General features: G+C 62.8%; 12 protein-coding genes. 6 read left to right on the top strand and 6 right to left on the bottom strand.

Annotated features, from left to right (window positions below; genetic code table 11):
• Positions 1-20: 20 nt before the first annotated feature.
• Together OPV09_RS04465 and OPV09_RS04460 are read right to left on the bottom strand one after the other, a co-directional pair.
• Complete coding sequence (locus OPV09_RS04465) at positions 21-719, bottom strand: dienelactone hydrolase family protein (protein WP_034753485.1); 699 nt, start codon at positions 717-719, stop codon at positions 21-23.
• Between the two features lie 88 nt (positions 720-807).
• Positions 808-3,741 (bottom strand): polymer-forming cytoskeletal protein, encoded by a 2,934-nt coding sequence (locus OPV09_RS04460; RefSeq protein ID WP_338680670.1) that lies wholly within the window; start codon positions 3,739-3,741, stop codon positions 808-810.
• 115 nt (positions 3,742-3,856) lie between these two features.
• Here OPV09_RS04460 and OPV09_RS04455 point away from each other — a divergent pair, with 115 nt between their 5' ends.
• Positions 3,857-4,861 carry a GlxA family transcriptional regulator gene (locus OPV09_RS04455; RefSeq protein WP_338680669.1) on the top strand — a complete coding sequence of 335 codons (1,005 nt, stop codon included), beginning with the start codon at positions 3,857-3,859 and terminating at the stop codon, positions 4,859-4,861.
• A gap of 4 nt (positions 4,862-4,865) precedes the next feature.
• On the opposite strand, the gene OPV09_RS04450 is transcribed toward OPV09_RS04455, so the two are convergent.
• Positions 4,866-5,099, bottom strand: coding sequence for a hypothetical protein (locus OPV09_RS04450; RefSeq protein WP_034753482.1), 234 nt, complete (start codon positions 5,097-5,099; stop codon positions 4,866-4,868).
• Positions 5,100-5,231: 132 nt separating this feature from the next.
• On the bottom strand, positions 5,232-6,338 hold the full coding sequence (locus OPV09_RS04445; RefSeq protein WP_035824324.1) for an S-(hydroxymethyl)glutathione dehydrogenase/class III alcohol dehydrogenase: 1,107 nt from the start codon (positions 6,336-6,338) through the stop codon (positions 5,232-5,234).
• A gap of 213 nt (positions 6,339-6,551) precedes the next feature.
• Here OPV09_RS04445 and OPV09_RS04440 point away from each other — a divergent pair, with 213 nt between their 5' ends.
• The 3 genes from OPV09_RS04440 to OPV09_RS04430 all read left to right on the top strand — a co-directional run bounded on the left by OPV09_RS04440 (position 6,552) and on the right by OPV09_RS04430 (position 9,471).
• Positions 6,552-8,012, top strand: a complete 1,461-nt coding sequence (locus OPV09_RS04440; RefSeq protein ID WP_338680667.1) for a PQQ-dependent sugar dehydrogenase — start codon at positions 6,552-6,554, stop codon at positions 8,010-8,012.
• A 169-nt stretch (positions 8,013-8,181) separates the two neighbouring features.
• A complete protein-coding gene (locus OPV09_RS04435; RefSeq protein ID WP_034753479.1) occupies positions 8,182-8,625 on the top strand; it encodes a thioesterase family protein in 444 nt (147 codons plus the stop codon).
• Positions 8,626-8,685: 60 nt separating this feature from the next.
• Positions 8,686-9,471 (top strand): substrate-binding periplasmic protein, encoded by a 786-nt coding sequence (locus OPV09_RS04430; protein WP_319992243.1) that lies wholly within the window; start codon positions 8,686-8,688, stop codon positions 9,469-9,471.
• Positions 9,472-9,486: 15 nt separating this feature from the next.
• Here the strand turns inward: OPV09_RS04430 and OPV09_RS04425 are convergent, their stop codons facing one another.
• Positions 9,487-9,990: a DUF3016 domain-containing protein gene (locus OPV09_RS04425; protein ID WP_338680666.1), complete on the bottom strand. Its 504-nt coding sequence runs from the start codon at positions 9,988-9,990 to the stop codon at positions 9,487-9,489.
• Positions 9,991-10,427: 437 nt separating this feature from the next.
• Between OPV09_RS04425 and OPV09_RS04420 the strand changes: the two genes are divergently transcribed.
• Positions 10,428-11,939, top strand: coding sequence for a DUF3369 domain-containing protein (locus OPV09_RS04420; RefSeq protein WP_034753476.1), 1,512 nt, complete (start codon positions 10,428-10,430; stop codon positions 11,937-11,939).
• A gap of 236 nt (positions 11,940-12,175) precedes the next feature.
• Here the strand turns inward: OPV09_RS04420 and OPV09_RS04415 are convergent, their stop codons facing one another.
• A complete protein-coding gene (locus OPV09_RS04415; protein WP_338680665.1) occupies positions 12,176-14,122 on the bottom strand; it encodes a GAF domain-containing sensor histidine kinase in 1,947 nt (648 codons plus the stop codon).
• A gap of 185 nt (positions 14,123-14,307) precedes the next feature.
• Between OPV09_RS04415 and OPV09_RS04410 the strand changes: the two genes are divergently transcribed.
• A complete protein-coding gene (locus OPV09_RS04410) occupies positions 14,308-15,855 on the top strand; it encodes a C13 family peptidase (RefSeq protein WP_338680664.1) in 1,548 nt (515 codons plus the stop codon).
• Positions 15,856-15,877 lie beyond the last annotated feature (22 nt).

Below are 15,877 nucleotides of genomic sequence, written 5' to 3'. Positions count from 1 at the left end.
GCCTGGCTGGCGAGGCAGTCTTACAGATTTTCCGCCAAGAAAATCAGGGAATTGCCATGCGCCTGGGCGGCGGAACGCTGCTGGTAGCTGTCGCGGTGGGTGCAGTTGAAACCGTGCTCGGCGCCTGGGTAGATATGGATTTCCACGTCTTGGCGGTCTTCGAAGCGCTCGGCGATCTTTTGCACGGCTTCCGGCGGAATATGGCTGTCCTGGCCGCCGAAATGCATGAGCAGCGGCACCTTGATCCGGTCGGCCAGGTCCAGCTTGTTCTGAATGCCGCCGCCGTAATAGGCGATGGCCGCATCAACCAGGCCGGCCGCAGCCGCCTGATACGACAGCCGGCCGCCGAAGCAGTAGCCGACCGAAGCGAGCTTGCCCGTCACTTCCGGACGCGCGCGCAGGGCGGCGATGGTGGCGGCGATATCGGCGTCGGCCTGCGGATTGTCGGTGGCCTGCATCAGCTCGACGGCACGCTTCCAGCCGTCCGCGTCATAGCCCAGCTCGATGTGCGCGCCGGCGCGCCAGAACAGGTCCGGCACCAGCACCACGTAGCCATCGGCCGCATACTGGTCGGCCACGGCGCGGATGTGCTCGTTGACGCCGAAAATTTCCTGCAACAGGATGATGGCGGGACCCTTGCCCACGTGCGGCACGGCCAGGTAAGCCTGGAAGCTGCCGTCCGGGCCGGCGATATCGATCCACTGCGAAGTTGTGCTCATAGAAAACTCCAGTCTGAGGTTGGGGGGAATGCCACAGCCAGCCATGTTACTGGTTTTTCGCGCTGTCTGCGCCTGCCCTTGGTACAGGCTAATACATCTCGCGCAGGTAAATCACGGGACCCGATTTGAAGACGCCGAAGACAACGGTGCCGACGGTGCTGGCCAGGTAGGGATGGCTGCCCACGGAAACATCCACGCTGCCGGCCTTGCCGGCACCGGGCGCCAGCAAGGTCAGGAGATTGGTCTGCGGCAGTGCGCCTTGCGTGACGGTGTATATCCGGTCATCAACGGCCAGCTTGCCGCAGTCCAGCGTTTTCTTGCAATTGACAAACACCACGTCCGACTTGTTCAAGGCACTGACGTTATCGAGCAGATTCGTGACCCATTTCGTGCCGTTCCAGTACTGGACTTGCACGGCCAGCCTGACGGGCAACAACTCGGAACCATAGCCGTGGGGCACCATCCATTGCCCCGACAGCACAGTCATCCGTGCCTCGTTCTGTATCACTGCCGAGCTTGAGCTGACGATGGCGCCGCCGGGATAGGTGCTGCTGGCGCGCAAGCGCACGTCGGTAGGCGCCACCTTCAGCGGCACGCCGGCCTTGCCCGGAAAACGGTAGGCGACCATGGGCAGGGCAACGCCGAGGGTGAATTTCGCGGGCGCCACGCCGGTGATGGTGGTCTGCGCCTTCTTGCCATCGGTAAGCCGGCTGCTGCCATCGGGGGTACTCGGCGGAAAGGAAATCGTGCCCGTGGCCGCATCGAGGCCTTCGAGCAGCACGGGCGCCAGGACGCTCGGGACGCGGTCGTCATAGTTTTTGGTCGGCGTCCCGCCCAGGGCGCGCGCCGTCACGCGCACGCCTATCGCCTGCCCCGAGTAAGCGTAGCGGCCTTTTTCCCCGTCGTTGGCGCAGGTGAGCGGTGCGGCGCACGGCGTGGCGATGCCGGCGGGAGCGCCGGTTTTCACCAGTTCCGTAATGAAGTGGTGCGGGATAAACTGCACCTCCCCGCTCACGCCCGAAGCCTTGGGCAAGGCCGGCACAGCAAGGTTGGCATCCAGGTAGCCGTTGGGGTTGGCCAGATTGAAAGCGATGGTGATGGTGCCCACTTCCGGCCAGTTCATGTCGCTGCTGACAACGCTGCCATTCGTAAAGACCACGCCACCCTGCATGGCCGGCTTGGCTGGTGTGTCCGGCGCGGCGATCTCGCTGGTCGTCGGCTTGACCAGGCTGGCCAGTGTCGGCATCGCCGTCTCCGCCGGCTTTTCATTGCCGAAGTTCGGCGTCACGGCGCCCACACTATTGAGCACACTCATGCTGACCGCCACAGGCGCGCCCGCGCGCTGGGGGTTGGCGATGGCAACGACGCTGAACGAGGCCGGCACGACGGTAACCTTGCCACTGCCCGTCATGCTCAAGCCGGCGTCGCCGGTTGTGGCCGACCCCGTATAGGTGGCCTTCAAATTCAGCTGTCCCACGTCCGCATACGACATGATGGCGGTGGCGACGCCCTGGTCGTTGAACGCCAGGTTGACGTTCGCGCCCGCCGTGCCGCAGGCGCTGGTGCTGTTCGATGCCAGTGGCACGAGCGCCCCGGTTCCCTGCACGAAAACAGGCAGGGTGCCGCTGGCGGGATTGCCATAGCTGCAAGCGAGGTTCAGGTTCTTGCTGGTACTTTTGAACAGGGGCACGCAAGCTTGCGGGGTCGCACTGGGGGGCGCCTGCACGGCGCTGATACTGAACGATTGCAGCTTGGCAGAAACATGATTGACGGGAGTGACCGTCAAGCCTGTCGCCGCAAAGCTCATGTCGCAGCTGCTGCTGTTGTCCGAAGCACGCTTGCATACGAGCGCGCCCGTGGTGCCGGGCACGCTCGTCAGGCTCAGGGTGGCAGTGCCGGCCGTGTACTGGCGCACGCTCGCCGTCGCCACGCCGGTGTTGCCTATCTGCGTCGCCGTGCCGCCAGGGCTGACAGTGACATTCACGCCGTTCGTGTACTTGGCGCTGCAGGCGGCATCCGCACATGCCGTCACCGTCACCGCCTGCGGCGCGCACGTCAGGGCATTGCCCGAATGCTCGATCTGGAAATGGTGGGGCCCCGCCTGCGTACCGGGCCCGCACTTCGGACCCATCGGTTCATTGAAAGCCCAGCCGCTGTTGTTCGTCACGCAGCTGCACGGATACGACGGTGTATAGGTTTTGCAGGTGATGGTTTGCTGCACCCGGCCCTGCCAGCCCAGGGTGATGTGGTCGACCTTGGCATTGCCCGTGATATAGGCGTTGGACGAGTCGAGCGTTACCTCGCCGGCGTCCACATTGCCCTTGATGCCGTTGCCCGAGGCGATCGACAAGGAATTGCTGGCTTCCACGTCGCCCGTGACGAGCAGGCCGGACGCTTTCAAGTCGATCGTCGGCGATTTCAGGTTACCCGTCACCTGGCTGCCGGAACCGATGGTCAGCGAAGTGGTCGCCGTGATATCGCCCTGGATGCGGGTATTGGCGGCCAGGATATTGACGATGGTGCCGCTGATGGGCCCGTTGATGACCGAACCCGAGGCGATTTCCACCGGCCCCTTGGCGCTGATCCTGCCCGTCACCGTGACGTTGTTCGAGCCCATCTTGATGGTCGTGGCGGAGATATTCGCCGTAATCGTCTGTTCCTGCGCGCCCAGGAAGAAAGTGCCACCCTCGGCTGTCAGGTTTCCGCCCGTCACCTTCAGGTTCGGCGGATTGATGTCCTTGATGTCGAGATTGCCCTTGACCGTCAGCGCGGCATTGCCGCTCATCGTCAAGCCCTGGTTGTAGCTCATCGACAAGGAACTGTTGACTGTCACGCCATACGCGCTGCCAATGACGATGACGTCGGTAGAACCGAGCGCCAGCGAGGCGCACGTGTATTGCAAACCGTCCTGGCTCAGGCCGCAGCCGCTGACGGCGCCGCCATTGAAGTTGAGCGTGACCGCGTGGGCAAGGGATGAGCCCAGCAACAATGTCAGGGCGGCAAAAATGTGGAGTAAGCGCACGATATTCAGGAATCCGATGGGTGGGGAGCCAGCGGGCGCGCCGATTATTTCATGCTAACCTACGCCATCGCTGTTGTTGCATTATGGCAGTATTTATCCCCCTCGCGCATATCGCATGATCAAGCAAAGCCCCAAAGAATTTCCCCTGCGCACCGTCGACATCATCGTCTATCCCGGCTTCAAGGCGCTTGAAGCCATCGGCGCCATGAAGGTGTTTGACTACGCCAACACCCATCTGCGCCTGCGCAAGCTGCCCGGCGGCTACGACGTGCGCATCGCCTCGACGGCCATCGGCCCGGTCGAATCGGACACGCTGATGTCGCTGCACGCGAGCAAGGCACTCGACGCCAACCGCCTGCCCGACCTGGCCGTCATCGTCGGCTGCCATCACGTCGAGCAAGTCTTGCAGGACATCCCCGCCCTGGCCGCCTGGGTGGCCGAAGCGGCGCCGCGCATCGATACCCTGGCGGCCCTGTGCACGGGCTGCTTCTTCCTGGCCGAAGCCGGTGTGCTCGACGGCAAGAGCGCGGCCACGCACTGGAGCGCCGTGGACAGCCTGCGCCAGCGCTATCCATTGATACAGGTCAATGCCGATGCGATTTTCGTGCGGGAAGGGAAATTCTGGACGTCGGCTGGCGTGACAGCTGGCATCGACCTGGCGCTGGCGCTCGTGGAAGACGATTTCAGCCGCGATATCGCGCTGGAAGTGGCGCGCGACCTGGTCGTGTATTTGAAGCGGCCCGGCGGCCAGTCGCAGTTTTCCGTGCACCTGTCGAGCCAGATGACGACGCATCCGACCATCCGCCAGTTGCAGGGCTGGATCATGGAGCATCTTGCCGAAGAACTCACCGTGCCGCTGCTGGCGGCCAGGCTGGCCATGAGCGAACGCAATTTTACGCGCGTGTTCCAGCGCGAAACGGGCACCAGCCCCACGGAATTCATCGACACGGCCCGCTTCGAAGTGGCGCGCCGTTTACTGGAAGACAATGTATCTTCCTTAAAACAGGTGGCCGTGCAGGCGGGCTTGCATAGCGAGGACAGGCTGCGCCGCCTATTCCAAAAGAAACTCGCCATCACGCCGCGCGACTATCGCGAGCGCTTTTCCAGCACGGCGCGCTAGCAGGTCAGCGAGGCTTGCCGTGGCGCACGTGGCGCGTGGCCAGCTGGCGGCTCTGCAGGGCCAGCGGTGTAAACAGGAGTGCGCACAGCAGATACGTCGCCAGCAGCGCCAGCCAGATGGCGGGCGTGGCAAGGCTGGCGGCATTGCTCCACCACAAGGCCAGCAGGGAAGACAGGGCCGCACCGAGGAAGACGGGCAGCATGCGGCGCAAGGTCGCGAGATAGGCAGTGGCAAACATGGACGGCTCCCAAAGCAAGGCGGTGATGTCTTCACACTAGCAGGGGCAGACGGCGAAGTACAGCGTGCCGTCCTGCCCCGTCCGTCAAGTGTTGCGCAATGAGTACAGTCCGATAAAATTAATACAACACGATTAATACAGGACCACGGAACGGATCGATTCGCCGCTCTTCATCAGGTCGAAGCCCTCGTTGATGCGTTCGAGCGGCAAACGGTGCGTGATCAGGTCGTCGATGTTGAGCTTGCCTTCCATATACCAGTCGACGATCTTCGGCACGTCCGTGCGTCCCCGCGCGCCGCCGAAGGCCGAACCGCGCCATTCGCGCCCCGTTACCAGCTGGAATGGACGGGTGGAAATTTCCTGGCCCGCCGCCGCCACGCCGATGATGAACGATTTTCCCCAGCCCTTGTGCGTGCACTCGAGCGCCTGGCGCATCAAGGTCGTGTTGCCCACGCATTCGAACGAATAATCGGCGCCGCCGTCCGTCAGCTGCACGATGGCGTCGACGACGTTTTCCACTTCGTTCGGGTTGATGAAATGCGTCATGCCGAACTTGCGCGCGATGGCCTGGCGCGCCGGGTTGATGTCGATACCGATGATCTTGTCGGCGCCGACCATCTTGGCCGCCTGGATCACGTTCAGGCCGATGCCGCCCAGGCCGAACACGGCCACGTTGGCACCCGCTTCCACCTTGGCCGAGAACAAGACGGCGCCCACGCCCGTCGTCACGCCGCAGCCGATGTAGCACACCTTGTCGAACGGCGCGTCTTCGCGGATCTTCGCCAAGGCGATTTCCGGCACGACGATGTAGTTCGAGAACGTGGACGTGCCCATGTAATGGAACAGGGGCTGGCCATTGAGCGAGAAGCGGCTGGTCGCGTCCGGCATCAGGCCGCGGCCCTGCGTGGAACGGATGGCCTGGCACAGATTCGTCTTTTGCGACAGGCAGAACTTGCACTGGCGGCATTCCGGCGTGTACAGCGGGATGACGTGGTCGTCCTTTTTCAGGGTCGTCACGCCCGGGCCCACGTCGACGACGACGCCGGCGCCTTCATGGCCGAGGATGGCAGGGAAGATGCCTTCCGGATCGGCGCCGGACAAGGTGTAGTAATCGGTATGGCAAATGCCCGTGGCTTTCAGTTCGACCAGCACTTCGCCGGCGCGCGGGCCCGCCAGGTCGACTTCTTCGATGGTCAGCGGGGCGCCCGCCTTCCAGGCAATCGCGGCTTTGGTTTTCATGTGTGTCATTCCTGCTCGGTTTCAGATGCGCCATTATCGGGCGCTGGCGGGCGCGATGGCGCGGCTGGCCACGCGCTTGTCTGAAAACGCGGCGCATTTGTCCGATGGCGCCGCACGTTTGCGCCAACGCAAACCTACAGGCACAAAGACGCGCATTCTTGGCACAGGCTCCCCGATTGAGCCGCCGTTGCGCCGTTCCCGCAGGAGACCGACATGCGCCATATCCTTTCCCGCTTTCCCCGGCCCTGGCTGGCCCTGCTGCTGGCATGCTGTTTGGCCCTGCTGGCCGCCTGTGGCGGCGGCGACGATGACGACCCTGCGCCTGGCCCCACCACCGGCAGCCTGATGGTCAGCATCGGCGGCTTGCCGGCCGGCGTGGCGGGCGCCGTCACGGTGACGGGACCTGCGTCCTACAGCAAGACATTGACGGCGAGCGCCACGCTCACGGATCTGGCGCCCGGCGCCTATACGCTCAACGCCGCCAGCGTGACGCAAGGCACGGGACCGCTGGCGCCCACGCCCGTCACGCAGCAGGTGCAAGTCAATGCGGGGGCGACGGCCAGCGCCAGCGTCCTGTATGCGGCGGCCACGACGCTGACCCTGGGCCTGCAGGAGGTGGCCAGCGGCTTGAGCGTGCCCATCTTCCTTACGGCGCCGCCCGGCGACAGCCGTTTGTTCATCCTCGAACGGGCCGGCCGCATCCGCGTAGTGCAGAACGGCACTCTGCTGGCCACGCCCTTCCTCGACATCAGTACGCTCACCACCACCAGCGGCGAGCGGGGTTTGCTGTCGATGGCCTTCCATCCGCAATACGCCAGCAATGGCTATTTCTTCCTGTATTACACCAACCTGACCGGCGATATCGTCATCGAGCGCCGGCAGGTGTCGGCCGGCAACGCCAACATGGCCGATCCCCTGTCGGCGCTGACCATCCTGACGATCCCCCACCCCACGTTCAGCAACCATTATGGCGGCCTGCTCAGCTTTGGGCCGGACGGCTATCTGTATGCGGGCACGGGCGACGGCGGCGCCGCGGGCGACCCGCCCCGCAATGCGCAAAACACGAATGTCCTGCTGGGCAAGCTGCTGCGCCTGGACGTCAACGCCAGCACGGTGGCCCAGCCGTACGCCATTCCGCCCGGCAACCCGTTTGCCACGGCAGGCGGGGCAGGCGGGCGCCCTGAAATCTGGGCCTACGGCTTGCGCAACCCGTGGCGCTATGCCTTCGACGTGCCAGCCCAACTGCTGTACATCGCCGATGTGGGCCAGGCCAATCTGGAAGAAGTCGACGTGCGTCCCGTGGGCCAGGCGGGCAACAACTATGGCTGGAACATCATGGAGGGCACGCAGTGCTACAACAGCGCCAGTTGCAACCAGGCGGGGCTGGTCTTGCCCGCCATCACGTACAACAACGATACGGCCAACGGCTGCTCAATCACGGGCGGCTATGTGTACCGGGGAGCGGCCTTGCCGGAACTGGCGGGGCAATACCTGTATTCGGATTACTGCAGCGCCTGGCTGAAGAGTTTCAGCTACAGCAATGGCACGGCATCGGCCGTGAAAGACTGGGGCATCACGAACGTGGGCAACATCCTGTCGTTCGGCCAGGATGCGCAAAACGAGCTGTACATGCTGAGCGGCACGGGCAAGGTGTACAAGATTGTACGTAAATAAGCGTACGCAAAAAGATGGGCCAATAAGGTGGGCCAATGAGGTGGGCCAATGAGCATGTGCAAGCAGTCATGGCGGCGCACGCCTGAGGCCGCGTTTTTCGACGGGGCGCGGGGAACCGGCTAAAATTGGTTTTTCCGCCGCGCCCTGCGCACCAGCCCAAGAGAACACCATGGCCCGTTTGAAACTTGAATTTCCCGAAGACCAGTACTGCTATTCCTCGCAACTGACGGTACGCACGACGGACATCAACGCCGGCAACCATCTCGGCAACGATTCCATGATTTCCATGATTTCCGAGGCGCGCGCCCGCTTCCTGTTCGAATATGGCGTGCGCGACATCGAAGCGGACGGCACCGGCATCATCGTCACCGACCTGGCCACCACCTACCGCGCCGAAGCCCATGCGCGCGACCAGCTGCTGTTCGAAGTGGGCGTCATGGATTTCAACAAGTATGGCGGCGACATCACCTTCCGCATCACGCGCCCGCGCGACAACACCCTGATCGCGATGGCCAAGTCCGGCTTTGTCTTCTTCAACTACAAGCGCAGCCAGGTCGTGCCCATGCCGGAAGAGTTCGGCAGCAAGTTCCCGCAGGTGAACTGGATCGATTGACAGCAGTTCGATGCCGCCATGCTGTATCCTTGCCAGGAAGATAATTAATTCTGGAGCGGCATGCAATCAGCAATAACGGCAAGACTGTGCTTGGCCCTGGCGTTGCTGGGCGTCTTGCCATGCGCCCTGGCCGCGCCGCAAACCGTCACGCTGTACGGCGATGATGACTACGCGCCGTACAGCTATGTGGAAAATGGTGTCTTCAAGGGCATGTATATCGACATCCTGCGCCAGGCGGCGGGCACGATGCCCGGCTACCGGCTGGAATTGCAGCCGCGCCCCTGGAAACGGGGGCTCGACGCGCTGGAAAAAGGCCAGGTTTTCGGCCTGTTTCCGCCCGGACGCAAGACGGAACGCTCGTACGTGCAACCATATTCGGCCGTGCTGCACCGCGAATCGGTGGTGCTGTTTTGCCATGACGCCGTCATGCGCACGCCGCGCACGCACTTCCCGACCGACTTTGCGGGCCTGACCATTGGCGTCAACACGGGTTTTTTGCTGTCGGAAAAGTTGATGGCGCCAGCCCGCCAGGGGCTGCTGCGCCTGGAAGCGGCCAAGGGGAATGAAGCGAACCTGAAGAAACTGGCCCTGCGGCGCATCGATTGCTACGCCAGCGACCGCGGCGCGGCACGCCACACGGCGCGCCAGCTTCAAGACGAACTGGCCGGCTACGGCTTTCAATTGCGCGAAGTGCTGGAATTGTCGTCCGAAGCCACCTACATCGCCTACAGCGCGCGCAACACGCCCGCCTACAAGGCCGATTTCATCGAGAGGATGAATGCCGCCCTGCTCGCCATGCGGCAGAACGGCGAGCTGGCGCGCATCGAAGGCGCTTACCTGCGCTGATTTACTACTTGCTCACTACTTGCGCGCATGACGCTTCACCTTGACGCCAAAGGTATCGGAAAACCAGTCATCGATCATCAGCTTTTCATAGCGCAACTTTTCATTGCTGAAGTAAGGATTGATGCGGCTCAGGTATGACATATCGGACAGGGCCGCATTGCCGCTGCTGATGACCTTGCCATCCTGTTCGAGCACATACTGCAAGCGCATGCGCGGCCAGTCGACCCGGCCATTCATGACGCGGATATCATGGCCGGCACGCAGCGAAGGATTTTCACGTCCCGCCAGGTCCACGTCCGTGACGTCGATTTTCAAGGTCCGCCCGGGCGGCAGCGCCGTACCCAGCTTCTCGAAATGCCGGGTCAGCTCCTTCAGTACGTCTTCCCGTTCGTTAGGATCGAACGGCACATCCGTGAATTGATCCGGTTTGCTGAAATGCACTTCGGTTCCTGCCCAGGCCGCGCTGCTGGCCAGCAAGGCCAGGCCGGCGATCAGGGCGCGCGTTGTCTTCTTTTTCATGATGTAATCCTTTCAGGAAAAATATGGGTGGCGCATGAGCCACTTTTTATCCGATTCACTATACCCCCATGCGCCGCCGTTCAAAGCGAAATTCATACCTTGTTACCTTTTCCTACGGCAACTCTGACAAGACCGGCCGCCACTTTTTTGCAGATTCATTAGCAATATTAATTAAAACAAAGTATTGTCTTGAAAATATAGTTGCCTAAGCGATAAAGTATAGATAGTGTCGGCAGCACGGATTTAAAGTGCTTTTTTAGCACGTGTGTTGCATGATTTTAGTCAATTGTTCTTGCTTATTGTTAATACTTAGCTGTCAGTCTACAATCGACAAAATGCGCCCGAAAAACGCGCAACGCCGGTCATGGCGCACAGGAATTCCTGGCGCGGGCGTCTCAGCATTGCGTCAGTTATGCCTTTTAGCGGAACTCGCCCTTATGTCATTTTTGTCTTCAGCATCGCCCAAGTTACCTCCCTGGAAAGTCCTGCTCGTCGATGATGAACCCGACATCCACGACATCACCAAACTGACGCTGAGCCGTTTCCGCCTCGAAGGCCGCGCGCTGAGCTTCGTGCACGCGTACAGCGGCGCCGAAGCCAAGCAGGTGCTGGCGCGCGAAGAAGGCATCGCGCTCGTCTTCCTCGACGTGGTGATGGAACGCGAAGACAGCGGCCTGGAAGTGGCGCGCTGGATGCGCGAAGACCTGGGCAACCAGTTTACGCGCATCGTGCTGCGTACGGGACAGCCGGGACAGGCGCCGGAAGAACGGGTGATCGTCAACTACGACATCAACGACTACAAGGAAAAGACGGAACTGGACCGCACCAAGCTGTTCACCACCACCTTTGCCGCCCTGCGCGCCTACCGCGACATCATGAAGGTGGAAGAGGCGCGCCAGGCCCAGCTCCATTACCGCGAAGGACTCGAGCGCGTCATCGCCGCCTCGGCGCACATCTTCAAGCAGCGCAACCTGCGCGACTTCGCCAGCGGCCTGCTGCAGCAAGTCGTCGCCCTGCTGCGCCTCGAAACGAGCATGCTGCTGCGCCTGCGCGGCGCCAGCGCCATCACGGGCGAGCAGGACTATGAAATCCTCGCGCAGATCGGCGACCATGAAGCCGATGGCGGCATCCTCAGCCCGTCCCTGCTGTCGCAGCTGGACGACGCCAAGAGCAACAAGATTTCGCGCCTGCATGGCGACACCTATGTCGGCTATTTCCCGAACAGCAGCGGCAAGGCGTCCTTGCTGGTACTCAAAGGTGTGGAAGAAATCTCCGATCTCGACGCGCAATTGCTGGAAGTATTCTGCTCGGGCGTGGCCATCGCCTTCGACAACATCCTGCTGACGCAGGAAATCACCGATACCCAGGCCGAGCTGATCCTGCGCCTGGGCGACGTGGTCGAATCGCGCTCGCACGAAGGCGGCAACCACGTGCGCCGCATGGCCGAAGTGTGCCAGCTGCTGGCGCAGGCGTCCGGCATGTCGGAAGAGGAAACCATGGTGCTGCGCCACGCGGCGCCCATGCACGACATCGGCAAGATCTCCACCCCCGACGCCGTGCTGCTCAAACCGGGCAAGCTCGATGCGGCCGAATGGGAAATCATGAAGCAGCATCCGACGGTAGGCATGTCCATCCTCGACGGCTCGCAGCGCCCGCTCCTGAAGGCGGCCGCCGTGATCGCCCACCAGCACCATGAAAAATTCGACGGCAGCGGCTACCCGCAAGGCCTGGTCGGCGAAAACATCCACAAATACGCGCGCATCGCCGCCGTCGCCGACGTCTTCGACGCCCTCATGCACAAGCGCTGCTACAAGGATGCCTGGCCCCTGGAGCGCGTCGTCAGCTACCTGCGCGAAGTGAGCGGCAGCCACCTCGATCCGCAGTATGTGGAGTTGCTGATTGCGAATCTGGATGAGGCGCTGGCGTTGAATCAGCGCTTCCCGGATTAGCATGCGTACGTCGGATTACGCGGCTGCGCCGCTAATCCGACCTACGTGGTTTCGGTCCAAGCCCCCAACACGGGCACTCCGGGCCAAGCGGGCCTGAAAAATGTCGAGGGCAAGGCGCAGCGACGCAGACAGTACGCATGTACGGCAAGGAGCTGCAACGCCGCCATCGGTATTTTCTCAGGCCCGCGTCTCCGGCCCGCCGTTTTTAGCCGCCGGCGTCGGATTACGCGCAAGCGCTAATCCGACCTACGTGGTTCTAATGGGAAGCGTATCTTGTAATGCAATCCCATGCCCGGCGCACTAACCACCTTCACCGTCCCTCCCAGCGGCCCCGTCACCAGGTTGTACAGGATATGCGCGCCGAGTCCGCTGCCGCCCGAGCCCCGCTTCGTCGTGAAGAAGGGGTCGAACAGCTGTGCCAGAGTGGCGCTGTCCATGCCCATGCCATCGTCGCTGTAGTCAAGTTCCAGCATGTCGCCCACCGTCCTGGCGGACAGCTTGATCTTGCCCGGCTCGCCTTCGGCAAAGCCGTGCACCAGTGAATTGACCACCATGTTCGTGACGATCTGCGAGACGGCGCCCGGATAGCTGCGCAGCTGCACCTCGGGCGCGCAGTCGATCTCCACTTTGACCGGCTTGCCCTTGAGCTTGGGCTGCAGGGACAGCAGGACTTCATCGAGGTATTTGCGCAAATTAAAGCTGCGCAATTCGTCCGACGACTGGTCCACGGCCACCTGCTTGAAGCTGCGCACCAGCGCCGCGGCGCGCTGCGTGTTCGTCGTCATGATGCGCAGGGTCTGGTCGATGATATCGAAGAATTGCCGCAAGCCGTCTTCATCGAGCTGGCCGCCTTCCAGGTCTTCGCGCGTGAGTTTCAATTCCTGCACCAGGTGGCTGGTGGCCGTGACGCAAATACCCAGCGGCGTATTGATTTCATGCGCCACGCCCGCCACCAGGCGCCCCAGGGACGCCAGCTTTTCCTGGCGCACCAGTTCCGACTGCGCTTCCTGCAAGGCGCTCAGTGCGCTGTTCAGGGCCGCGTTCTGCTCTTCCAGCGCTTCCTTGGCCTGGCGCATGGCGCTGTCGGCCTGGATGCGGGCCATCGCCACGGCCACGTGGCTGGCCATGAAGGCCAGCACGTCCAGTTCCGCCTGGCCATACACGACGGATTCGTCGTAGCTTTGCACGATGATCACGCCATATTTGCGCTCGCCCAGCAGCATGGGCGCGCCCATCCAGCTGGCGATGCCGACATTGCCCAGCGGCTCGTCCATCTCGCCGCTGGCCACCAGCGCCGCATAGCTGCTGGCATCGAGCAGGCAAGCCTTGCGCCGCGCCAGCACGTACGAACTCATGCCGATGCCGTAATGAAAGCGTTTCACGGGCGCCTGCGCATCCTTCTCGTCGACGAAATACGGGATCGTGATGTCCTTGTTGTCCGGGTGGTACAGGGCGATGAGGAAATTCTTGGCCGTCACCAGTTCGCTGATGATGGCGTGCAGGCGCGCATACAGGGTCGTCGCGTCGGCCGCCTGCGCCGACAGGTTGGCGATTTCATACAGCGCATGCTGGAGGTTTTCCGCGCGCCGCCGCTCGGCCACCTCGTGCGCCAGCAGGGCCGTGCGCTCCTGCACCGCCTTTTCCAGCCGGTCCATGCTTTGCATGCCTTGCAGGGCGCTCGACACGTGCGTGGCGATCAGCGCGAACAGGGCCTGGTCTTCCAGGCTGAAGCGGTGCTGCGCATCATAGCTCTGGATGACGATGGCGCCCAGCACCTGATGCTGCTGGTCCAGCAGCGGACAGCCTATCCAGTGCTCGGCCGCCGTGCCGCCGCCCCAGGCGCCGCCGCCGATGGCGCGCATGGCGTCGTCGTCGGCCGTCATCACCAGCTGCTTGCGGTTGACGATGACCCACGCCGTGGGCGACTGCGCGGCGCTGGCCAGGCGCACGCCCTCGTCCGGGTCGGGCGCGGCGTCGAATTCATCGACAAAATAGGGAAAGCGCACGAGGCCGTCGTCATGGTCGCTGAGCGCCACGTAAAAGTTCGCCGCATACATGATGCGCCCCAGCGCCGCATGCACCGCCTGCAGGAATTCGCTGATATCGCTGCAGGTGCTCGAGCGCTGCCCGATCTCCAGCAACACGGTTTGAACGGCTTCCAGACGGCTGAGACGGCTTTCCATGGGTGACTATGTACCTTGTGCAAGTATATGTTCTGAAAATCAATATTATCAGTTCAGCCCGGCCTTGGCACGGCATAAAACGGAGAATCTTGCCTTGAGGCAGAGCAACGCACGCCACGCGCACATTTGCCACGCTGGCAATACAGTGGCAGACTAGGCCCCTTCCTACAGACCAGACTGTCCTCATGACCGCCACGCTACGCGCCTCGCTTCGTCCCTATACCCTCGCCGGCCTGCTGGCCTTTGCCGCGCTGGGCATGCCGCCGCTGTGCGCCGCGCCAGCCAAGGCACCGGCGGCGGAAACGGCCGATGGCGGACGCTATTTCGGCCCCCTCGTCGCGGGCAAGATGCATGGCCAGGGCCGGCTCGAATACGCGAGCGGCGCGTTCTACGAAGGGGGCTTCGCGCGCGGCGTGTTTTCCGGCCAAGGCAAGCTGCGCCAGGCTTCGGGCGTCGAATACACGGGCGCCTTCCGCCAGGGCGCCTTCGATGGCATCGGCCGCTACACCTCGCCCAAGGGCGAGATCTATGCGGGCAACTTCGTCAAGGGCAGCTTCGAGGGACAAGGCCGCTTCCAGGGTGCCGACGGCGCCACCTTCGAAGGCCATTTCAAGCACTGGCGCCCGCACGGCGCCGGCAAACTGACCGACACGGACGGCACCGTCTTCGAGGGCGACTTCGTCCAGGGCCAGGTGCAGGGCAAGGCCGAGGTCACCACCAGCGACGGCATCCACTACGAAGGCGAGCTGAAAGACTGGAAATTCGAAGGTGAAGGCGTGCTGCGCACGGCCGACGGCGACGAATACCGGGGCGGCTTCAAGAATGGCCAGTTCGACGGCAAGGGCGTGCTGCGCTACGCCGTGGCGCAAGCGGACGGCCGGCGCGAAGACAGCGGCAACTGGACGGAAGGCCAGCTGGACGACCCGGCCCTGGACAAGCTCACGCGCGACAATATCGAACTGGCCCTGTACAACCAGCGCAGCCTGCTCGACGGCGCCCTGGCCCGCATCGCGCCGCGCGATGCGGCGAAAAAGATCAATCTGTATTTGCTGGGCGTGGCCGGCGATGGCGCGCAGGAAGTGTTCCACCGCGAAACGGCCTTCGTGCAGCGCCAGTTCGACCGCGATTACGGTACCGTGGGCCGCTCCTTGATGCTGGTCAATAGCCGCAACACGGTGGCCCAGCAGCCGATGGCCACGCGCACCAGCATCGCGGCCAGCCTCGACACGCTGGGCGCGAAGATGGACAAGGCCAACGACATCCTGTTCCTGTTCCTCACCAGCCACGGCTCGCCCGAGCACGAACTGGCGCTGGCGCAAAACGGCATGGACTTGCACAGCCTGCCCGCGCAGGAGCTGGCGTCCATGCTCAAGCACAGCGGCATCCGCTGGAAAGTCATCGTGATCTCGGCCTGCTATGCGGGCGGATTCATTGCGCCCTTAAAAGATGATAATACCCTCATCATCACGGCCGCGCGCAGCGACCGCACCTCGTTCGGCTGCGACGACCAGAACGATTTTACGTATTTCAGCGAAGCGTATTTCAAGGAAGCCTTGCCGAAGAGCGCTGGCTTTGCGGAAGCCTTCGACAAGGCCAAAGTGCTGGTGCAGGCGCGCGAAGCGGCCGACTTTAACGAAGGCGGCATGGAAGCGGAAGAGCATTCCGAGCCGCAACTGTTCCAGGGCAAGGCCATCGCCGCGCAGCTGAAGGCGTGGCGCGCCCAGCCCCGCTAAGCGCTTCTTTCTGTACAATAGC

Origin of the sequence: Janthinobacterium sp. TB1-E2 (assembly GCF_036885605.1) — a bacterium.
In the GTDB taxonomy this organism is placed as follows: Bacteria; Pseudomonadota; Gammaproteobacteria; order Burkholderiales; family Burkholderiaceae_D; genus Janthinobacterium; species Janthinobacterium aestuarii.
The sequence above is the reverse complement of the archived record's forward strand: the minus strand, read 5'-3'. Positions and strand labels throughout refer to the sequence as shown.